The organism is Thiocapsa imhoffii, from assembly GCF_016583985.1.
Lineage (GTDB): Bacteria > Pseudomonadota > Gammaproteobacteria > Chromatiales > Chromatiaceae > Thiocapsa > Thiocapsa imhoffii.
Genome location: NZ_NRSD01000012.1, coordinates 109409 through 131797, shown reverse-complemented (window position 1 = coordinate 131797; position 22389 = coordinate 109409). Strand labels below are relative to the sequence as shown.

10 protein-coding genes and 2 CRISPR repeat arrays (1 of these 12 running past the window's edge) are annotated in these 22389 nt (G+C 55.1%); of the genes, 6 read left to right on the top strand and 4 right to left on the bottom strand.

The features are described 5' to 3' along the window. Positions 1 to 4856: a CRISPR direct-repeat array (repeat unit 36 nt; unit sequence GTCTGGCGAATAGAGCCGATTTAGAGGCGATGAAAC); it reaches 539 nt to the left of the window's first position. Positions 4857 to 5015: 159 nt separating this feature from the next. Then, entirely contained in the window at positions 5016 to 5447 is a 432-nt protein-coding gene (gene tnpA, locus CKO25_RS12595) for an IS200/IS605 family transposase (protein ID WP_200388277.1), read from the bottom strand. Positions 5448 to 5614: 167 nt separating this feature from the next. Continuing rightward, positions 5615 to 9060: direct repeats of the CRISPR family, unit length 36 nt; unit sequence GTCTGGCGAATAGAGCCGATTTAGAGGCGATGAAAC. 1075 nt (positions 9061 to 10135) lie between these two features. Here tnpA and CKO25_RS12590 point away from each other — a divergent pair. From CKO25_RS12590 to CKO25_RS12570, 5 genes are all read left to right on the top strand, one after another. After that, complete coding sequence (locus CKO25_RS12590; RefSeq protein ID WP_200388276.1) at positions 10136 to 10801, top strand: hypothetical protein; 666 nt, start codon at positions 10136 to 10138, stop codon at positions 10799 to 10801. A gap of 4 nt (positions 10802 to 10805) precedes the next feature. Beyond that, a complete protein-coding gene (locus CKO25_RS12585; RefSeq protein ID WP_200388275.1) occupies positions 10806 to 12170 on the top strand; it encodes a ThiF family adenylyltransferase in 1365 nt (454 codons plus the stop codon). A 161-nt stretch (positions 12171 to 12331) separates the two neighbouring features. After that, entirely contained in the window at positions 12332 to 14464 is a 2133-nt protein-coding gene (locus CKO25_RS12580) for a CRISPR-associated ring nuclease (protein ID WP_200388274.1), read from the top strand. Next, positions 14457 to 15128 (top strand): NUDIX domain-containing protein, encoded by a 672-nt coding sequence (locus CKO25_RS12575; RefSeq protein WP_200388273.1) that lies wholly within the window; start codon positions 14457 to 14459, stop codon positions 15126 to 15128. The genes CKO25_RS12580 and CKO25_RS12575 overlap by 8 nt, the downstream gene beginning before the upstream one ends. A 7-nt stretch (positions 15129 to 15135) precedes the next feature. Next, on the top strand, positions 15136 to 17559 hold the full coding sequence (locus CKO25_RS12570) for a hypothetical protein (protein ID WP_200388272.1): 2424 nt from the start codon (positions 15136 to 15138) through the stop codon (positions 17557 to 17559). 36 nt (positions 17560 to 17595) lie between these two features. Here CKO25_RS12570 and CKO25_RS12565 read toward each other — a convergent pair whose 3' ends face one another. The 3 genes from CKO25_RS12565 to CKO25_RS12555 all read right to left on the bottom strand — a co-directional run bounded on the left by CKO25_RS12565 (position 17596) and on the right by CKO25_RS12555 (position 21417). Next, the gene (locus tag CKO25_RS12565; RefSeq protein WP_200388271.1) at positions 17596 to 20070 is read right to left on the bottom strand and encodes a hypothetical protein; all 2475 of its coding nucleotides are present in this window, start codon (positions 20068 to 20070) and stop codon (positions 17596 to 17598) included. A 42-nt stretch (positions 20071 to 20112) separates the two neighbouring features. Further along, positions 20113 to 20673 carry a LabA-like NYN domain-containing protein gene (locus CKO25_RS12560; RefSeq protein WP_200388270.1) on the bottom strand — a complete coding sequence of 187 codons (561 nt, stop codon included), beginning with the start codon at positions 20671 to 20673 and terminating at the stop codon, positions 20113 to 20115. 423 nt (positions 20674 to 21096) lie between these two features. Beyond that, positions 21097 to 21417, bottom strand: a complete 321-nt coding sequence (locus CKO25_RS12555) for a hypothetical protein (RefSeq protein WP_200388269.1) — start codon at positions 21415 to 21417, stop codon at positions 21097 to 21099. A 26-nt stretch (positions 21418 to 21443) separates the two neighbouring features. On the opposite strand from CKO25_RS12555, the gene CKO25_RS12550 reads away from it, so the two are divergent. Continuing rightward, complete coding sequence (locus CKO25_RS12550; RefSeq protein ID WP_200388268.1) at positions 21444 to 22307, top strand: hypothetical protein; 864 nt, start codon at positions 21444 to 21446, stop codon at positions 22305 to 22307. Positions 22308 to 22389: the final 82 nt, after the last annotated feature.

Below are 22389 nucleotides of genomic sequence, written 5' to 3'. Positions count from 1 at the left end.
CTAGTAGCGCCCCCATCTGTCTGGCGAATAGAGCCGATTTAGAGGCGATGAAACTTTACCGAAAAAGATGGACGTCATCGGCTTAAAGTCTGGCGAATAGAGCCGATTTAGAGGCGATGAAACCTCAAAACTGCGTTCATACTCCCTCCAGAGGGAAGTCTGGCGAATAGAGCCGATTTAGAGGCGATGAAACGGCAATATCGCGCGCAGGAACTCCGGTAGGTAAAGTCTGGCGAATAGAGCCGATTTAGAGGCGATGAAACGAAAGGGGTCGATCCCAACAGCGGCGCACAACTGTCTGGCGAATAGAGCCGATTTAGAGGCGATGAAACGCTGGCCCAAGCGCTGGTGCGCGCCGGCTTAGTGTCTGGCGAATAGAGCCGATTTAGAGGCGATGAAACGGGACATTTGCCCCGGTACTTCAGCCTATCGGAGTCTGGCGAATAGAGCCGATTTAGAGGCGATGAAACAATTCCTTCTGGCATATTTTCGGTAAACCGGATGTCTGGCGAATAGAGCCGATTTAGAGGCGATGAAACGTTTTGTCGCCCACCAGATGATTAGTGCCCATCGTCTGGCGAATAGAGCCGATTTAGAGGCGATGAAACCTCAGAGACTATATTCATAGTCTTCTCCTGGATGGTCTGGCGAATAGAGCCGATTTAGAGGCGATGAAACTTATAACCGTGTTTTTCCATCCGGCGGCAAAACGTCTGGCGAATAGAGCCGATTTAGAGGCGATGAAACCTTTGAGGCATAACCGACAGTCATCGTATAGGCGTCTGGCGAATAGAGCCGATTTAGAGGCGATGAAACAAAGAAAGGTAATCAACTGAAGAAAGGGTTTAAGGTCTGGCGAATAGAGCCGATTTAGAGGCGATGAAACCAGTGCTCACCCGCACTGGCATTCGCGTCCATCTCGTCTGGCGAATAGAGCCGATTTAGAGGCGATGAAACTCTTCGTCGATCTTGAGATCGACGTAAGGAAAGTGTCTGGCGAATAGAGCCGATTTAGAGGCGATGAAACCTTGCGCGCACTCAGTAAGCCAACGGCTTCTGAGAGTCTGGCGAATAGAGCCGATTTAGAGGCGATGAAACACACCAGGACTGGACAGCCCTTTCCTCGTAAGAGGTCTGGCGAATAGAGCCGATTTAGAGGCGATGAAACCTGCCCACCTTAGTAAACAACGCGTACTCGGGCTGGTCTGGCGAATAGAGCCGATTTAGAGGCGATGAAACTCAACTCTTTTAAAACTAACGGGTGGCCGTCTAAGTCTGGCGAATAGAGCCGATTTAGAGGCGATGAAACGGGTTAGCTGTTGGCGGCTGCCAGCAGCTTTGCGTCTGGCGAATAGAGCCGATTTAGAGGCGATGAAACGGTGTTGGGTGCGATATACGTCAGGCGCGCTAGTCTGGCGAATAGAGCCGATTTAGAGGCGATGAAACATGATCATGATCGTTGGGACAATTGAGATGGCGGTCTGGCGAATAGAGCCGATTTAGAGGCGATGAAACGGTGGCAAACAGTCTCTGCCATTGACTTGTCTTTTGTCTGGCGAATAGAGCCGATTTAGAGGCGATGAAACATAGACCACGCCAACGAGTACTTCTACCGGAATGGTCTGGCGAATAGAGCCGATTTAGAGGCGATGAAACGCGACGATTTCAAACACATCCCACGCGGCAATGGTCTGGCGAATAGAGCCGATTTAGAGGCGATGAAACAGCAGCAGCTTGTCAGTCAAAATCGAAAACGGCGGTCTGGCGAATAGAGCCGATTTAGAGGCGATGAAACAGTCCTTTTGGCATTACTTCGACAAAGCGGATAGTCTGGCGAATAGAGCCGATTTAGAGGCGATGAAACCAAGAAGGGGAATACCAATCCCCTATAAAAAGTCTGGCGAATAGAGCCGATTTAGAGGCGATGAAACAGTATCCGTTTTACTGAAGAAGATCGACGTCATGTCTGGCGAATAGAGCCGATTTAGAGGCGATGAAACCATGAAATGTAGTACGGTTTTCAATGCCGCCCAGTCTGGCGAATAGAGCCGATTTAGAGGCGATGAAACTTACCACCCCTTACCGAAAATAATCTTGGGGTGGGGTCTGGCGAATAGAGCCGATTTAGAGGCGATGAAACGACAGGGGAATCCCCTGCCGGTCTTGAAATACGAGTCTGGCGAATAGAGCCGATTTAGAGGCGATGAAACCGTCGGCGGGAGGTTAAAGCGCTTTTGCGAATCGGTCTGGCGAATAGAGCCGATTTAGAGGCGATGAAACTAGTCTGGTCCCCACCCCCTAACAGAAATTCCGTGTCTGGCGAATAGAGCCGATTTAGAGGCGATGAAACAGCAGATCTGTGCAAAATCGATGATCACTTCGGTCTGGCGAATAGAGCCGATTTAGAGGCGATGAAACAATAGATCTTGTCCATCGCTTTAAAATATGGGGGTCTGGCGAATAGAGCCGATTTAGAGGCGATGAAACCGATGTAAATGGTCTTGTACTTATGTTTTTCCATGTCTGGCGAATAGAGCCGATTTAGAGGCGATGAAACTATCGATCACCAGCCACAAGGTTTTCTGCACCCAGTCTGGCGAATAGAGCCGATTTAGAGGCGATGAAACGATCCACAACCACCATCCCCATAGGGGGATGGTGTCTGGCGAATAGAGCCGATTTAGAGGCGATGAAACCATTGGACGTTGCCGCCACAACGACGGGTGCCAGTCTGGCGAATAGAGCCGATTTAGAGGCGATGAAACGGTTCGAAATTGCCGCGTTCATAATCCCCTCCCAGTCTGGCGAATAGAGCCGATTTAGAGGCGATGAAACTCCATCATGCTTGTCAAATGACATGATGTTCAAGGTCTGGCGAATAGAGCCGATTTAGAGGCGATGAAACTGCCCGATACTTACTTTTTTCCCTCGGGCGGGGGGTCTGGCGAATAGAGCCGATTTAGAGGCGATGAAACCTTACTTTTTTTTCCCTCGGGCGAGGGTGGGGCGTCTGGCGAATAGAGCCGATTTAGAGGCGATGAAACTGCTCATTAGCACTGTCTACAATGTGAACAAGTCTGGCGAATAGAGCCGATTTAGAGGCGATGAAACGCGGCGGCACATGCCGCCTTAGCCTCGCGAGCCGCGTCTGGCGAATAGAGCCGATTTAGAGGCGATGAAACACGCATGCGGTGTTGCGCCCGGGGCTAGTGCCAGTCTGGCGAATAGAGCCGATTTAGAGGCGATGAAACTATTAAGTCCGCCCATCGACCGAATATTTGTAACGTCTGGCGAATAGAGCCGATTTAGAGGCGATGAAACCCTTCTTCACTTTTTCGAACTCTCTCTGGAAATGAGTCTGGCGAATAGAGCCGATTTAGAGGCGATGAAACCAGGCGCGCCGACTAAGGATTCTTTTAGGATAATGTCTGGCGAATAGAGCCGATTTAGAGGCGATGAAACACGGTTCATAGCGGCAGAAATTTGTCGCCTATGGGTCTGGCGAATAGAGCCGATTTAGAGGCGATGAAACACTTTCGGCGACGCAGACTTTTTTACAACGACTGTCTGGCGAATAGAGCCGATTTAGAGGCGATGAAACTGTACCGAAGGCTCCCAACCATCTCACATACTTGTCTGGCGAATAGAGCCGATTTAGAGGCGATGAAACGCGCTGATAGCAGATCTGTGCAAAATCGATGATGTCTGGCGAATAGAGCCGATTTAGAGGCGATGAAACCAGTCCAATTGGATGAGAATGGAAAAAGAGTAACGTCTGGCGAATAGAGCCGATTTAGAGGCGATGAAACACTCAAACATGATCTGCTCCCCGTTTACTGCGCGTCTGGCGAATAGAGCCGATTTAGAGGCGATGAAACTGAAGGCTGCAGCAAAATATCGGCATTCGCATCCGTCTGGCGAATAGAGCCGATTTAGAGGCGATGAAACCATATTTCGAAGTCTTATAACTTCACCGCCTAATGTCTGGCGAATAGAGCCGATTTAGAGGCGATGAAACTGTCCCGATCATGGGACTCCCCTCCTTTTTGTTGTCTGGCGAATAGAGCCGATTTAGAGGCGATGAAACGCGCTTGGAATTACCATAGCCATAATATCCTCCTGTCTGGCGAATAGAGCCGATTTAGAGGCGATGAAACCAGTTCTTTGATGTTGGAATTACCATAGCCATAATGTCTGGCGAATAGAGCCGATTTAGAGGCGATGAAACTGCCGCGAAAAATTCGCTCCTAGCTCTCGAACAGTCTGGCGAATAGAGCCGATTTAGAGGCGATGAAACTTTTTGCCGAAAAATATGGACGTCATTTGTTTAAAGTCTGGCGAATAGAGCCGATTTAGAGGCGATGAAACCTCTTGACGTTACACTTTCTGAGTAATCCTCAAGTCTGGCGAATAGAGCCGATTTAGAGGCGATGAAACATTGAGATGGCGATTATTGCTGTGATTGTGCCCCGTCTGGCGAATAGAGCCGATTTAGAGGCGATGAAACCCTTCAATCCTTTGCAAAAGTGTTTTGTTCCAGGTCTGGCGAATAGAGCCGATTTAGAGGCGATGAAACTTCCCGGGTTGGTATCTCTGGATGGCCCCGGAACCGTCTGGCGAATAGAGCCGATTTAGAGGCGATGAAACACCGCTCGTAATACCTCCTCAGCTTTCTCGCCTTGTCTGGCGAATAGAGCCGATTTAGAGGCGATGAAACGTTTCGGCTTAGTTCGTTATGCAGACGAGTCACGTCTGGCGAATAGAGCCGATTTAGAGGCGATGAAACGTTGATTATTAGTTTGGATTGGGTGGTATTACCAGTCTGGCGAATAGAGCCGATTTAGAGGCGATGAAACAAAAAGTTGTTCGTACCGCACGCCAATTTCTCGTCTGGCGAATAGAGCCGAGTAACAATCCCCCGGCAAAGCCGGGGGCTTTGAATTCGTGAGCCGCTCAAAGCGGCAAGGGGTCGCTCACGCGGCCCCACGGTTCTTGGGCCGCCTAAAGGCGGCAGATCAGCGCCACAGTCTGAGCTGATCCAGGTGCTGGTCTTCGCGCTCCTGGTGCTGGATGTATTCTCGGATCGTCGCTTCATCCCGACCGACAGTCGAGACAAAGTATCCACGGGCCCAAAAGTGCTGCCCCGCAAAGTTGCGCTGGCGCTCGCCGTAGACGCGCGCCAGATGGATCGCGCTTTTGCCCTTGATGAAGCCGATCACCTGGCTCACGGCATACTTCGGCGGAATCGAAATGAGCATGTGAACATGATCCGACATCAGATGCCCCTCTTCGATCCGGCTTTCCTTTTGCCGGGCCAACCGGTGAAAGACTTCCCCGAGGTGCGCCCGCAGTTGGCCGTAGAGCACGCGGCGGCGATACTTCGGGATGAAAACAACATGATATTTGCACTCCCATTTGGAGTGACTTAGGCTCTCGAAATCGTCCATCGGGACTCTCCACAAGCGTGTGCTTGGCGGCTCACGCTGCGGAGTGTCCCCGATGGACTCCCGGAAATGTCAAACTGCTACGGTCACCCCGGCAGAGCCGGGGGATTACCCGTTTTATTTAGAGGCGATGAAACGAAGTTCGTTATGCAGACGAGTCACTAAGTCTGCGTCTGGCGAATAGAGCCGATTTAGAGGCGATGAAACATTTGCATTTTTGTTCTCCTAAATAGGTTAATGGGTCTGGCGAATAGAGCCGATTTAGAGGCGATGAAACGGATAGACCACCCCTACAAGGACTTCAATTGGGGTCTGGCGAATAGAGCCGATTTAGAGGCGATGAAACGGATGAACTCTTTACTTAAATTACTCCAATACGGTCTGGCGAATAGAGCCGATTTAGAGGCGATGAAACAGGTAGTAACGTGCCCCTGGATACCGCAGCATGAGTCTGGCGAATAGAGCCGATTTAGAGGCGATGAAACCCTGGGGGTCGGGTCGTCTGTTACTGCTGCCAATTCGTCTGGCGAATAGAGCCGATTTAGAGGCGATGAAACGCAATTGCAGTCACGATACTGGCAACCATTGCACGTCTGGCGAATAGAGCCGATTTAGAGGCGATGAAACTGCCCAGTTCTTAAGCCAACGTTCTGCAGATTGGTCTGGCGAATAGAGCCGATTTAGAGGCGATGAAACGATTATCCCTTCACGAATCGGGTAGACGAACGGTCTGGCGAATAGAGCCGATTTAGAGGCGATGAAACAAAGCGGATTGAGTCCACTTTGCCAAAATGAATGTCTGGCGAATAGAGCCGATTTAGAGGCGATGAAACGGTTACAGTCATCGTTTCATCTCCTGGTTGGTTGAGTCTGGCGAATAGAGCCGATTTAGAGGCGATGAAACTACTCCGCATGGTATTCCCGCCCTCTTCTCCATGTCTGGCGAATAGAGCCGATTTAGAGGCGATGAAACCGGATGATTCCGATTGATCGCATCTACCAACCCGTCTGGCGAATAGAGCCGATTTAGAGGCGATGAAACAGTATCTCCCTTAAACGCGAGACTTTGCTTCGAGTCTGGCGAATAGAGCCGATTTAGAGGCGATGAAACCATCTCAGCACCATCAATATGTCGCAGAGAATGGGTCTGGCGAATAGAGCCGATTTAGAGGCGATGAAACAAAACTCTTCCATGAGCATGACCAGAAATAGTTGTCTGGCGAATAGAGCCGATTTAGAGGCGATGAAACTTTACGATGACTTTCATTGTATTCTCCTCGATAAGTCTGGCGAATAGAGCCGATTTAGAGGCGATGAAACCGTCCATCGCGTCCTGGTAGGTCTTGTAGACCAAGTCTGGCGAATAGAGCCGATTTAGAGGCGATGAAACTACTTCCAAAAATTGTGGGGCGGTCCGTACATGAGTCTGGCGAATAGAGCCGATTTAGAGGCGATGAAACCTTAAAATAAGAATATGCTCTAAGACAGTGCCCGTCTGGCGAATAGAGCCGATTTAGAGGCGATGAAACCTCCTACGGGATATCCGTAGATGGGTTCACGGTAGTCTGGCGAATAGAGCCGATTTAGAGGCGATGAAACGCTCCTCGCCTTTCAACACTTCAGTTCCTGCAATGTCTGGCGAATAGAGCCGATTTAGAGGCGATGAAACCACTTTAACTTTCGCGGCTCTTTCTCTTAACTCGTCTGGCGAATAGAGCCGATTTAGAGGCGATGAAACTAAAATCATTCAGCTCTTAACATAGAGAGTATAGGTCTGGCGAATAGAGCCGATTTAGAGGCGATGAAACTGTAAAATAATTTTGTACCGTTTTCTTTCCATCCGTCTGGCGAATAGAGCCGATTTAGAGGCGATGAAACACTACCATGCCGGTGTGTCTCCAGTGGTTGATGGGTCTGGCGAATAGAGCCGATTTAGAGGCGATGAAACTCATCTTCGGTGTGCGAACGAGGCATGCAAACGCGTCTGGCGAATAGAGCCGATTTAGAGGCGATGAAACTTTGATTAGGCGTAATATTCCTTTTTTAGGTTAAGTCTGGCGAATAGAGCCGATTTAGAGGCGATGAAACTCTACAAACCTGATCGAGTCAGATTTACCGAAAAGTCTGGCGAATAGAGCCGATTTAGAGGCGATGAAACGTTTCAACTTTTGGGCGTTTATCACTGACTTTCGGTCTGGCGAATAGAGCCGATTTAGAGGCGATGAAACAAAAGTTGAAACTAATGTACCAACACATTTTGATGTCTGGCGAATAGAGCCGATTTAGAGGCGATGAAACGGCTCACCCTCGCCCGAGGGAAAAAAAAAGTCTGGCGAATAGAGCCGATTTAGAGGCGATGAAACGACACTCCTCCACGCAATCTCGCTCGTCAACTAGTCTGGCGAATAGAGCCGATTTAGAGGCGATGAAACGACGTGACCGCCAAGGCTATCCCAGTGACAAGCGTCTGGCGAATAGAGCCGATTTAGAGGCGATGAAACGACGTGACCGCCAAGGCTATCCCAGTGACAAGCGTCTGGCGAATAGAGCCGATTTAGAGGCGATGAAACCGTAATGTAAATGTCTGTTCTTTCTGCTTCCGTGTCTGGCGAATAGAGCCGATTTAGAGGCGATGAAACCAGAACGGCCCGCGCTTTTGGCGCGGATCATTGCGTCTGGCGAATAGAGCCGATTTAGAGGCGATGAAACAATCGCACCATTACCGGCAACGACTCCGAAAAGGGTCTGGCGAATAGAGCCGATTTAGAGGCGATGAAACTTTTCCCTCGGGCGAGGGAGAAGCCAGTGGACTCGTCTGGCGAATAGAGCCGATTTAGAGGCGATGAAACTAACCCCACTAGAAACCACACAGGGGATCAACGGTCTGGCGAATAGAGCCGATTTAGAGGCGATGAAACTGATCATCCAAAACCCTTTCAGCACCCAGTTGGGTCTGGCGAATAGAGCCGATTTAGAGGCGATGAAACAACATTGAGCCAATTCTTATTTGAATTGGCATAAGTCTGGCGAATAGAGCCGATTTAGAGGCGATGAAACATTCGTATTTTTAGCATTTTTTTCTCTTTTATTAGTCTGGCGAATAGAGCCGATTTAGAGGCGATGAAACGATGTCCAGGTCCCACAGGTACCCGGTTTCCACGTCTGGCGAATAGAGCCGATTTAGAGGCGATGAAACCGGAGGGTGATTCCATCCCGGTGCATGATTATCTGTCTGGCGAATAGAGCCGATTTAGAGGCGATGAAACGTCCGCGGTACTCCCACACCGCGAATGCGGCATCGTCTGGCGAATAGAGCCGATTTAGAGGCGATGAAACCGCCGCCCCAGACGTCAGCCGACCACAGCACCTCGTCTGGCGAATAGAGCCGATTTAGAGGCGATGAAACCGGGATTTCTTGCCATTGCAAGAGTACAGAGGGTCTGGCGAATAGAGCCGATTTAGAGGCGATGAAACGAAATTGTCATTTCGTAGAACTCTCAAGTGGTTGAGTCTGGCGAATAGAGCCGATTTAGAGGCGATGAAACTCATCGATCGCGTCCTGGCGGGTCCGATAGACCAGGTCTGGCGAATAGAGCCGATTTAGAGGCGATGAAACGATGGTTACCCAAAGACTTTTACGCACCTATGCGGTCTGACGAATCTTAGCGCTACTAGTTATGGTTACACTCTTGGATCGTCGCTACATTCCGAACGACGCTTGAGACAACCTATCCCCAGGCATAAAAGTGCTGCAATCAGATGCCACTTTTCGACCCGGCTTTCCTTTTTTTCCGTTTCAGCCATTGAAAGTCTTCCCTGAGCTGCAACCAAAGTTGCTCGTAGAGCGCGTTGAGGCGATCTTTCGGGATGAACACATAATGGATATTAGCACTCCCATTTGGAGTGGCTTAGGCTCTCAAAATTGTCCATCTGTACTCTTCAAAAGCGTGAGCTTAGCGGCTCACGGGTTGTGAGTATCTCCGATCTGCTCTCGGGAAGACCCTACTGCTACTGTTACTTCAGTAGAGTCAGGAGATTATGACTGTTCATAAACACACCTCTCGCTCCCTGCTACTCACCCTGAACTTTTCTGTTTAAAAATACTTCAATCGTTTGCGTTGACTACAGAGGTGTACTTTTCGTTATGGTAGATCTGTTGTAAGCATCTTCGAGAACATGATCAACGCGCACTTTTTCAAGAAGCTCAACAGCCCACAGGCACTATTTTTTAAAATGTTGATATCCGCTGCGTTAAGACACTGAGGGGGAGGGAAAGGATACGTTCACCGTGGACAGAGCCCCCTTAACTATATGATTTATATAGCCTATCGGTTTCAGCAATCCTTGGAGTCAGTGCGATGGCGAAGATCCCTCATGCCAATCAATTCCGTCGGTCCCAAGCACTGTATTCGGTCTCTCCTTCCTCACGGAAACAGGGAGTCAAACCGGATCACTATGTGCAGCACTTCTGGATTCTGACCAGCCTTGCTCTTGGGCTGAGCGCCTTGATTGCAGCACTCATGAATCACCTTTGGCTAGGATTAGTCGCGGCTTGGTTTAGCGGTGCCTCTTTGAGGCAAGCGTTCTCTTCATGGCGGCTAACCGTTGGGCAGCATTGAACACCGCTCCTTAGATATAGGACGAATCAAGGCATCGGTTACTGTTCACTAACACCATCACAGGAGATAGAGATGGCTATCATCAACGGCAGACGGATCGACCCCAAGAACATCCGCAATGGTGTCCCCGGACGCGACCTAGTACGCCAGGCACAGGCGGGAAACGGTCGGCGCCCGATCCTTGAATGCGGAGGCAAGGTGCAGCAGATCGACCCCAACCGGCATTACAGCCCGTTTGAACTGGTTGACAAGCACGGACGTGGCGCTAAGGTGACCTCCATGCCGGATCGCTCGAAAGGGCATAGCTTCGGCGGCCAACGTTCTGCCCATTCGAAGCGTCTTATCACCGAACAGGTGGTCGACGTGGCCGAGCATCTGTTCAAAAAAGGCCTGGAGTTCGATGAGGAGGAGGCACACTGGATGGTCGTGCCGAACTATTATCTACCGAAGCGTTGGCATTCGATCGCGCGAGAAACACCGTTGCTCGTTGCTTTTCCGAACGAATACCCGGCTTTGCCACCGATTGGCTTCTACATGATGGCCGATATCCCGATTTCTCCGGATGGGCATTTTTTTCAAGGCGTCGCACACAATGCTTGGGATGAGCCGATCGCGCGCGGTTGGAAGTGGTACTGTGCTTATATCCATGACGGCGCTTGGCAGCCGGCCCGTAGCTGGCGCGAGGGTGACAATCTCTACACCTACTTCCATCTCATCAATGAAGTGCTGGGGAATTGAGACTATGGACGCCATTCGTCTGCGCTTTCCCCAGGGGCTGTTTGCAGCCCTCCGTGAGCAGCTTCTAGCCGATACCGAGCGCGAAAGCTTCGCCTTACTTTTCGGACAACGGCATCGTATTAATACCCGTACGATGGTCAAGATCGTCGACGTTTGCCATCCGCGCCCAGAGGACTATGAGAGCCGTGGCCTGGCGCATCTACACCTACGGCGCGAGTACGTCTATGATAGGTTGGTGGAGATGCAGCGGCGTGGCGATGTCGATACCCTGATCGATGTGCATACGCATCCCTTCTCGGAGCGTGGCGCGGCCTTTTCAGTCGTTGATGACCGAGACGAGGTGCTCTTTCATCAATGGCTCAACGACACCCTCGACGGGATTCATTACGCTAGCATCGTGCTCTCGCGCGGGGACTACTCAGCGCGTCTGTGGGAATACGAGGACGGACGGCCACGCGCGCGCTCAGCCCGCATCAAGACCCAGACCATCCTCGAACGCTGGCCCTGTCTAGAGGATTTGGACGATCCCGCGTTACTGCCAGCGGCGCTGGAGCCAGAACAAGGGTTTTTGGCGCGCAGCACCCTGGCATTGGGGCTGGATGTCCTGCGCCACATCGTACGTGATCAGTGCGTGGCCGTGGTGGGCGTGGGCGGACTGGGCTCGGCGATCGCCGAGAACCTGGTCCACAGCGGTTTTCATCATCTACACCTGATCGACCACGACCATGTCGAGATGACCAATCTCAATCGTATTGTCGGCGCTTATGCAAGCGATGCCAAGCAGTGTCGGCTCAAGGTCGAGGTTGTCGCCGAGCATTTACGTCGTATCAACCCCGAAGCGCGGATCGAGACTCACCCCGTCATGATTGAGGATGAACGCCTTCTGCCGGCCCTAGTTGAGTCGGACTGGATTCTGCTGTCCACCGATAGCCATTCCAGCCGCTATGCGACCCAGACCTTGGCCCTGCGCTTCGGGATTCCGCTGATCGCCGCCGGAAGCAACATCAGCGTCGAGGAAGGCCGGATGACCGACATGAGTGGTGAGGTGATTCTGGCACGCCAGGGTGATCGGCTGTGCCTGAACTGTCTCGGGCGCGTGGCACCGACTCAGATCGCAGCCGAAACCGTCGGTGGTCTTGGCGAGGTGCTGGAACGGCGAGGTTATGTCAGCGGGCGCGCAGTCAAGGAACCGGCGGTCAAAACACTCAACGCACTAATCGCCGCGCTCGCGGTCGAGACGCTGATCAATCAGTATACTGGACGCCCAACGGTGCCGATCCTGGTCTATGAGGGCCATGCCCTGCCCCGCCTCTATCCCGATACCGATAGCGTGACGCAGCGACGGAAGGATTGCTTTCATTGCGCTTGAGGTCCACTTGGCCGGATCATGCCACGAAGTCAGAGACCGTCCGGCTTCAAGGATTTCTTGCGCTAAACACCTATTAACATTGAATAGCCTATGTGAGCATAGGATTTGCATGCAACTTCAAGAACACTAATGACTTCTTTCAATTCAATGATTTGAGGCCGATGAACCTCCTGATCTCAACCCTGGGTACCTCTTGGGCTATCATCCCGGAACTCTATGGCTTCACCAATCCGAAGCAGCTTGATCTGTATGCCGCCCATGGCAATGTAGTCCAGATCGCCGCTCAACGGGTCGATTATGCGATCCTTCCGGTGGATGCAATCTGGATTGTAACTACCGAGAAGATGCGCACTGAGCGTCTCCAGAGGTGGGCTTCGCTTCTTGGTATTCCAATCCGAATCTGGCATCCGCGAGGCGTTGATGAGTTGGCAAGCGTCAGCGAGAACCGAGCGATGGCCGACCTCATTTATCGGCTCGTACTGCTTGGGCGCGAGGCCACCCGAGATGGGCGGCTATATCTGTCGCTGGCGGGCGGACGCAAAACGATGAGCGCCGAGATGCAGCAGGCCGGTATATTTTTTGGCTGCGATGCATTACTCCATGTGGTTGATCGACAGCTTCCATCTAGTGTCCCTCGTCTTTCCGATCAGGATGTCGGCGTCTTTATAGCGCCACTACCGGCGCCCTATACGGATCTCTACCAGCCCCTTGTCACGATGGGCCGCTGCCCCCCCCATGCTGCGTTGGAGGTAAACCCTGGTATCCGCACCAAGGATTATCCGTTGTCGTCTGAAGGCGGTGCCGTCGAGCCTGGATCGTATCTTTACGACGAGGTGCGTCGTCGACTCAGACAGGCCGACAGCCTGATTTATAACTTCAGTCGTCAGGTTAGCGATGCAGAGACTCAGAGCAACTTCCATGGTCTCTATATGCTGCCGCCGGATCGAATCCAGGCATTGCGCGAGATGCGCATCGGCGCGGATCCAGCACAAGCGGAGACGGATCGGCGCTGGCTCGCGCGATTGCCCAAGAGCGACCTACACTGTCATTTCGGCGGGATTCTGGACGCCGAGAGCCTGATCGAGGTCGCCGCAGCCAGTGATGCGAAGGTACGGGAGCGCGAGGCGGACAATCCCGATCTGGCGAAGCGACTGGCGCAGGTGCGTGACCGTGTGGCAGCGGACGATCTCGACGGTCTGCGCATCCTGCTCAGCGGCACCAAGGGTCGTGCCATAAATATGCGCCAGATCCGGCAATGGGATACTCAGGAACCCTGGGGCGTCTGCGGTTTCCTGAATGCCTTCGCCGGCCGCCCGCTGCTGCTTGATGCCCTGATTTTCGACGACCTGTGCGATCCGCGCCGCTACCAAGCCATCGGCATCGCTCGTTACGAACCGCTGGGTGATCTCCAGGGTTCCGGTTTGTTGCAGTGCGAGGCCAGTCTGAGAACTGCCTGTGCAGTGCTACTGCGCGCCGCCCGACGCGACCGGCTGAGGTATCTGGAGCTACGCTGTTCGCCCCACAACTACAAACGCGGCGGCCTGACCGCGCAGCGGGTGGTCGAAATCCTGCTCGAAGCTCTGGCTGATGAGGCTGATTGCGATGTGCGCTTGCTGTTTATTGCCAGCCGTCACCGGCGCATGAGCGAGACCGTCCAGCATATCGAACTCGCACAGGATCAGCGTGTGGCATCGGCCGATTTCCGTCGGCGGTTCGTCGGCTTCGATCTGGCCGGGAACGAGCAGGAACGCACGCCCTCGGAGATGCGCGGTGCTTTTCGCCCCCTGCTAGAGGCCTGTATCCCGATCAGCATCCACGCCGGCGAGGATCAACCGGTGAGCAACATCTGGGAAGCGGCTTACGAACTCAGCGCAGAGCGCATCGGCCATGGCTTGACCTTGCGAGACAATTCGGAACTCCTGCGGCGCTGCGTCGAGCGGCGCATCGCGGTGGAGATGTGCCCCAGCAGCAATTACCAGATCGTTGGATTTCGGGATTTTGCGCTCCAGGCTGGTCCGGATACCCGCTATCCCCTGAAAGAGTACCTGTCGGCTGGGATGCGGGTGACGGTCAACACCGACAACCCGGGCATATCGCGCACCGATGCGAGCGGCGAACTCTACAAGGCTGCTGCCATGACGCCTGGGGGGCTAACCCAGTGGGAGATATTGCAATTAGTACGCAATGGCTTTCAGGCAGCCTTCTGCGAACGCCAGGACCGCCGCACTCTGTTGGGGCGAGTCGAGGGCGAACTGATGGGCTGGCTGACGCAGACGGGGGAGCGCAATGACTGATCACTGTGTGCTCGCTTTTCCCCGCGCGGACTTACCACCTCACTGGTTGCCCATCTGCGGCGGGTTGGTGCTGGAGAGCGTGCAATTGGTCGAAACACTAGCGCGAATCGTACCGGTCTGGCTGCCGCGTGCGCAGGCCGAAGAGCAGCCAAGCCACAAGCAACTGATCACCTACACCCTGGCATTCCATAGGGGCCAGCTCGCCTGTTACTGGCGTCAGGGGACCGAGCGTCGATTGCATGGCCTGGGATCGGTGGGAATCGGCGGACACATCGAGATCGGAGACGCGCAGGAGAACACCCTTGAGACCCTGCTGGCCGCCGCCCGGCGCGAACTGGCCGAAGAACTTCCCAGCCTGACGCCGCTGCCGCCTCTGACCGTTTTGGGTCTGATCAATGAAGAAAAAACGGCTGTTGGGCGTGTCCACCTGGGGTTCGTACTGCTGGCAGAGATCGATGGTGAGCGACCGCCCTCTGGTGGGCGAGAGCTGGGTGATGTCGACTGGCTGGATCCTTCCGTCGCACGGCAACGTCCACTGGAATGCTGGAGCCGACTTGCGCTCGATCTGCTGGATGCCAGGTGTCCGTCTATATCAGAATCCCCTTTTTACCTGGAACGCCTCTTCAGCAAGCCGCACGCCGATTTAGGGCACGATGAGGTGTGAAACTTCGATGCCGAGCGAGAACAGACCACAACAATTCGGAACCCAGCTGCACCCATGGTGGAGAGCCTGGGAAACCTTCGCTCCACGCTGTCTGATGGTTGCCGTGGGACGCTTGCCGATTGACCCGCACGTGTTCGATACGCTGGAGCAGATGGGATTTGATACGAAACGCTTGCGCGCTTGGCAACCCAACCACAATGATGGCGTGCGCGTACAGAATGCGATCCATATCGTGAATCGGGCGCTGAGGGAGCATCCGCCCAGGCTTGAGGAACGCAAGATCCATCTCGGCCAGCAACTGGCTGGTACCGGTCATTGGGAAGATGTGCGCCGTTTGGCCGGGGTCTATCTGGATGGATGGATCGGTCGAACGGAAGCGACGGCCATGTCCGTTACCCCAGGACCGCTGGACATTCTACCAAAAAACTTCAACAAAAAACGGCTATTTTCCAATCAGATACGTCGCCAGCAAAACCATAAGTTACTTGCTGATCTGAGCCTGCGCACCGCACTCGAAACCACCTCGAACGCGCTGGAAAATTTTCTTGATGGCATCTCAGAACTGACGCTTTATATCGATGAGGCTTGGCCGGTTGAGAGAGGCTCGATCGATCGCAACGAAGGCGTGATCGGCGGTCTGCTCTGTCAGGGACCACCCGAGTATCTATTCAAAACTCTGCCCGCGATCGCGACCCATGTCTATCAAAGACCCCTTCAAGCTCGGCAGGCCTTGGAGCACCTTTGGTCTTGCTCCCAGTGTTTGCCGCTGATCTTCCCGTTACGGCTGCCGCGCGAAGATGAGCACGCCGGCATCCATTACGACCTGCTGCTACAGCAGGCCCTGCGTCTGCTCTGTGGCTGGCTGCTGCCCCGCATGCCGCAGACGATCCGCCTGCATGTCTGCGCCGAGGCCATTGCACCGGCACATCCCGAGGGTGACGAGGCCACCGAGTTCCATCGCGGCCTGCTCGCGGGCGATTCTGGGGAGCGTTTCGCGCATTGGGATCTGGCCACCTTCGCCTGGCGTGACAAAAACTTTGGCTACATCCCCTATGCCGATCTACTTGCGCATTTAACGCTGGAGCATACCGAAGTCAATCGCGCCCTGGGGAACTGGTCGAATTTCAAGAAACTGCCCGGCTATGTGCCTCTATCCCTGGAGCTGGTACCCCGCTTGGAGCGGCTGGAACACCTGGAGCACTCGGCGAATTTGGCCGATGTGATCGAGTTTGCGCTGGAGACCGGCGACAGCCGCTTCGGTCGGCTGGTGATGACCGACATCGCCCGTCGGCTGGCGGTGCGACCCGAGTTGCAGACCGCCCTGCTGGAACAGCTGGAGGAGGACTATCGCGACAAAGTGCGCGATTTATGCCGCTTGCGCCGTGCCTTCGGTGCCGTGCGCGGCCTGCTGCCAACCCTGCCTGAGAACGCCGGCCCGCGCATGCGTCTGCTGTGGTATTTGCTCGCCCTGCAGGATGCCAATCACGATGGCGATCCGACGCGCAGCCATGCCGTGGCGTGCGAGTATCGGCGCGAACGCGACCGGCTCCGGGAGAACGCGCGCGAACTGTGCGCTGATGCCGATCTCAATCTGGCCGTGCATGACGCCGACCGCTTTGCTTTCGGCCATGCCGAGCTGACGGTGTTGGAATGGGTCGAGGATCCGCTGTTTCACGCCCTGTCGCTCCGCCAGCAGGCACGACTCCAAAGTGCGCTCGGCCAGTATCGGGCGATGCGCGGCGCGGCAAATGAGGCCGAGGCCTGTTTCGTCCGGGCGCTGAAGCTGTTCGAGCGTGCGGACCTGAGCGACCGTGAACGTGCGGGTGAAGGAGAGCAGACTCGCATCTATCGCGCAATCAATGCGCTGGATGCCGGTTGGCCTGAAACGCCGCGCGCCCTGGCCGAGGTGTTCGGGCGTCTCGATGCCGCTACGGCGGTCGCACTAGCCCACGATGGCTCGCCGGCCAGTCAATATCGGCACCATCTATTCGTGCGCGCCCTGGTGCTGCGCCCGGAACTAACCGAGGCGCGTGACGCCTATCTGGCGGCACGCGCCGAATGGTCTGATGGCTCTCCGCAGCATCCCTGGCCTGGCATTCAGGGTCATCGCGGTTTTCTGTTATGGAATCGGGAGCAACTCGACGCGGACATGAGCGCGGCGGCACAGACCTATTTCACGCACGCCATCGAAGTGAGTGCGCTCGAATGCCACGGACCGACCATGCGACTCATTGGTGCCTTCTGGGCGACAGTGGCGGCCTGCTGTTTCGAGAATTGCGGATACGAGGACCAGGGCCGCGCCCTGCTCGATCAGGCGCGGGTGTTGCCGGATGCCGCGCCGATCATCGAGATGCTCGACGCGGCCTTGCGGGCGCCCGACACCGATCGGCTCGGCGAAGTTTTCAGTACTCTTCCTTTCAACTATCGGTGAGACTCAGAGCAGAATCGCGACCTGTCGGGGGCCCCTCTAGCGGAAGTTGAACGGCAACACCTCCCGCAACAAATCGAGCGGCGCCAAGGGTTTACAAAGGGCGGCGCGAATGTGCGCGATCCGCGCGTGGGCGAGTGGCAAATCGGACTCTAACCGACGTAGGACGGTCTCGTTCCCCTCCCAGGGTTCGCCCCAGCCGACGGCGACCGCGCGGATGCAGGCGCCGATCAGATGGACTACCGGACCATTGGCACCATCCTCGGCCAGCCGCGCGCCATCGACGGCCCGCTCGCGTGCCGCCGCTGGGTCATCGGGGTGAAGCAGCAATGCCCGATAGAGCTGAATCAAGGGCCAGGGATGTCCCTCTGCCTCGCTCCAGTCATCGCGACGATCCAGATAATGACGCGCCAGGTCCGCGTCCGGTCGATGGACCAGCCAGCGCAGTGCCAGGTGATGGGCATATTTGTCGTCATGGTCAATCGATGCGGCCAACCGCTCCAGCGCTTGGGGCATAGGGCCGGTCACTGCCTCGACCGCTGCGCGGACCCGTGCTCCGTCACAGGCCATGTCGTCCATTAAGGCGATGGCGCGATAAGTTTGGGTCTGACGGCTCTCACGCCGTGCCGATTCGGGATCGGACAGGGCACCGAAGCTCTCCAGCGCCTCGTCGAAGAAGGCCACGGCTCCGGCTGGATCGCCCATGAAGGCACGATGCTGACCGAGACTGGACCTGACCTGCCCCCAGTAGCGCAGTCCGGCCGTGGATTTGGGTGAAGCCGTCTCCTCCGCGTCGGAGTCACCGAGCAGTTTGCGCAGCAATCCACGCATCTTACCGCCACTCGAGGCGGCTGTTGGATTCCAGCGACGCAGTGCCTCCCCGGCTTGCTCGAAGTCATAGCGATTGGTTGCAGTGACGGCCAGATTGAGCTCAGCTCGACAGACTAGGCGTGCATCCTCTTCCATCAAGCGGTTTGCCAGTTGTCGCATCTCCTCGACCCAGGGCTGTTCGGTCTGCCCAAGATGGTTCGCACGCGCTAGATTCGAGGTAAGCCACAGCAAACGCAAGGTCGGCGGCAGCTTCTGATCAACCGGCATCCAGCGCTCCAACCAGACGACCTGCCGCCCGAGTAGCTTCAGATCCAGGTTGCGACTGTCGAAATGTCCGGTGACATGATCGAGATAGCGTCGCCAAAGTGCCGTATCATGGCAGGCCGTCGCCCCAAGGCGTTCAAGCAAGGTATTGACCAGACTGCTCGGCTGCTCGGCGTCGGGTTGAGCCAGCAGCGTTGTCCAGTCGCGTCCATCCAGGGTGCGCCCGCGATCCATCCACTCCAGGGCGCGCGCGATGGTCTCGGCGTCGCCGTCGATCAGACAGGTACCGGGCAGCCCGGAGGCATTCAAACAGGCACGCGAATGCTCAGAAGCCCCGGAGGCGATGTAGGCCAGGGCATCGACATAGCCGTTGTAGGGAGAATCGTGCTTGGTGATGATGCGAATGCGCAGTTCGATGGCGCGCGCGCGATCGGGATACGCATCGGCCAGACGCAGACGCGCCTGCTCGGCCACCGCCGGCCACTGGGCTTGGCCCTTGAAGCTGCCGCGATTCTCGATCAATACCTCAAGTGCGGTTGGTCCATCGAGCGGCATCAAACGCAGCACCAGGTCGATCAGGCGGATCACACCAAAGACCCAGCGCTCGCCTGGCGCCTCCGGAAGCTGAAGCATGGTGATGCCCAGCACGCCGACTGGGGCATCCAAGACCGCCTGAATGACGCGATCGATTTCATCGATTTCGCCCTGTTCGACGGCGTGCCAGCCTTTGGGCAATGGCTGCAGTCCGGCTTGAGGTTGTGGGATCAGCAATCCGACGAAGCGGCCCAGTTGCCGATCATCGACATGCAGACCGGATGCTTCCGGTCCGAAGCTGGAACCGGTTTCGTCGATCATCAGTTGCCAATGGGCGCTCGCTGCCTGGGCGCGCAGGTCACGTGGATGCAGGGTAGCGGTGTCGGTTTTCTCGGCGGTGAGGTTCTGGCGGCTTGGTTCGGGCAGAGCCGTGGCGGAATGGTTAGGCTGGACGGGGGCGGGCATCCGTACCTTTGAGACGGGTTGGCCGGCATCTTTGCGCTTTTGTGCTGCTAAATATTTCTTCTTTGCCAGCATGCCTTTGTTGACGTTCTGTTCAGCCCGCTTGACGAGCGATGGATGATCGCGATTTAAGTCGGCGAGCGCCTGACGATAGTCGGAGCGCTTGAGGCAGTCCTTGCCAAATTTCGAGCCAAATCTGTAGAAGCGCGTCAGCAGTTCCCCGTCCGCCTGCCCCTGAACCCTAGCCTGATCGATGCGTTCCTGACAGTCCGGATCGAGTTCGAGGCACTGGCGGCTGTAGTTGGCGATCTCAGTCGCACCCGAATGATTACTCCAGGAGGCGTAATAACGAATTCTATCAATTAATTCAGTTAGTTGTGTTTTGATGTCGTCGGTTAGGGGCGACTGTATGGCATCAGACATGCGTAGAGACCCTCGCTCTGAGGCTATGAGTGATTCAGCTGATTAGAGTGGCCCTGCTTCTAGGGCGGCTTTGACGGTCGAAGCTTGAGTCGGTGATTCCGGCAGTGTCTCGAGCGCCTCCCAGCGCTGCTGACGATAGCGGTCCAAGTCGATGAAGCCGGATCCCTTGAGCATGACCTCGCGCGCTGCATTATGACCCGGAAACCCGGCGATCTCGACACGAATGCCGCGCCGGCGCAGCTCCAGGATAGCTGGAACGAAATCCTTGTCGCCCGAGAGCAGAACAATGATGTCTGGCTTGACGATTTCGGCCGTGCGCATCATCTCCAGCGTCAGTTCGACATCGAAATCGCAGCGATAGCTATCCCCGGCGATCGTGCCGATTTTGCTGTGAACCAGGTACCCGATATTCCATAGATCCTCGACTAGCGCATCGCGTCCACTTGGATCTCGTGGATCGATTGGAACGAAAGTATGCGCTTCAACCAGGAAGCGTCCTTCGGCCAGATATTCAAGGAGATCGCCTTGATCAAGCGGATAGCCGAGTTGTTGAAAGGCAGCGGCAATGTTGGCGTGATCATTGAAAACGACGATTCGTTCCATGTTCGTGCTCCGTTTAGAGGTGGATTGATCGGTGGTTTTCACCATCCCTGGCAGACCATCCTTGGTCGAGATTCCTCCCTCCATCCTGGACTAGGCATCCGAATCAAGGGGTCTATCAGTCCAACGCCAAGCGGGTGTATGTTTTTAAAAAATGAGCGCTTAACATGAAAAAATTGCACGCCGATAGCCCGAAGGAACCCGGCAGTGATGCACGGCATGTCGGCGCTCTAGGCCGGATGGCAGGGAGGGAAGAGAATGAACTTGGTCTTCACAACGCTGACAGCCGAGATCACTGGGCAACAGCGACAATCTTCAGGTGAGTTGCCAGTCCGGTTAAACTGACCCCGTCTTCTCTGACTGAATCACAGGGAGTCTGTCATGCATCTCTATCAACGGCGGCCGAAGCCGCACTCCTTCGCCCCGTCACCGAACGCCGACTTCGCACTTGGCAAGTGCTATCTCGCCCGCCAGTCGGACCTGACCTTCGGGCGTCATCGGCATGTACCTGTCGAGTGGCGTCCGGTTGTCTCCTGGGCTGTGCTGGGCGATATCACTTACGTACTGCCGGCAACCAACCAGCCGGACGCGCTCTTTTTTCATCTCGACCACCAACGCTGTCTCTTCAAAAACGTTCACCATGAGGCTCAGGACAGCTATCTCTGCGCTCGCGTTGAGGCGATACCAAGCGCCGCCCTGATTGAAATCGGCATCCTCGATCACTCCACCCGCATCGAGATCGCCCAATGGGCGCGCCAACTAGGGAGTGCTCAGTGACGATGACACAGGTGCATCGAATCGAGGAGGAGCGGTTGCTCGATCTGTGGCGTCGCCGCGCCACTCTGTCGGAACCCGAGTGGTACGAACTCTACGCCTTGGTCAACTCGACTCTGTCAAACAGGGGCCTGGATCTGATTGCCCGCTTAGGGGGGACGCATGAGGAGTACATTCAAGACTTTTTCGAAGATAAGGTACTGATGCTCAGCCAGCATAACCAGGAGCTCTATCACCGTGGGGCGCTGATTTTCTACTATGAACGTTATCTGATCAGTCGGCTGCGAGACCCTTATCTCAAGCACGGTCTGGCACCTATGGAGGATAATGAAGAGCAGTCCGCCGTGGATCGAGGAGACAGTCACGAGGATGAAGCAGCCATGCGCCAACAGTTGAGCGACTGGCTTGCAATCGAACTGGGGCCATCTCTGGGCACTGAAACGGGATCGGACATACGGGAATTGATCACGGATTTTTTTGGCGTCGATCTGGAGCACGTTCTCACAGCCGCTCGGGACTTTTTGCATGGCCGTGGAGCCTGGTCGCACCTGGCCGCCGACAGCGGTTGGATTCAGCTCTACCTTGGCTGCCATTTCTGCCTTGATGGCGAGATGAGCAGATCGATCTCGCTGAATACCCTAGCCCGCCGTCATGGGATTCCCTCCTATCATTCGCGCGCGGTCAAATTAGGCATCACCGTGCCCAAGCAGCAAGATGCTGCGCTGGTTGCCTTCCGCAAGAGCTATCGCGGTCAGTGGCTACTGAGTCTGGGAATCGAGGTCGATCCTGAGCATCAGCTTGAAATGGCGCTAGCCTTGAAAATCCTCTGTCTGGTAGCGTTAAAAGAACAGGAGCCATGCTGATGCGGGTCGCCATTCTCATCAAGGTCGCGCCACCGACGTCCGATGTGTCGGGCCTGTGCACTTTTACAAACCCTTCATTGCC

Excerpts from the sequence above, each read along its gene's own strand:
- tnpA (WP_200388277.1), bottom strand. The coding sequence starts at position 5,447 with ATGGACGATTTCGAGAGCCTAAGTCACTCCAAATGGGAGTGCAAATAT.
- CKO25_RS12590 (WP_200388276.1), top strand. The coding sequence starts at position 10,136 with ATGGCTATCATCAACGGCAGACGGATCGACCCCAAGAACATCCGCAAT.
- CKO25_RS12585 (WP_200388275.1), top strand. The coding sequence starts at position 10,806 with ATGGACGCCATTCGTCTGCGCTTTCCCCAGGGGCTGTTTGCAGCCCTC.
- CKO25_RS12580 (WP_200388274.1), top strand. The coding sequence starts at position 12,332 with ATGAACCTCCTGATCTCAACCCTGGGTACCTCTTGGGCTATCATCCCG.
- CKO25_RS12575 (WP_200388273.1), top strand. The coding sequence starts at position 14,457 with ATGACTGATCACTGTGTGCTCGCTTTTCCCCGCGCGGACTTACCACCT.
- CKO25_RS12570 (WP_200388272.1), top strand. The coding sequence starts at position 15,136 with ATGCCGAGCGAGAACAGACCACAACAATTCGGAACCCAGCTGCACCCA.
- CKO25_RS12565 (WP_200388271.1), bottom strand. The coding sequence starts at position 20,070 with ATGTCTGATGCCATACAGTCGCCCCTAACCGACGACATCAAAACACAA.
- CKO25_RS12560 (WP_200388270.1), bottom strand. The coding sequence starts at position 20,673 with ATGGAACGAATCGTCGTTTTCAATGATCACGCCAACATTGCCGCTGCC.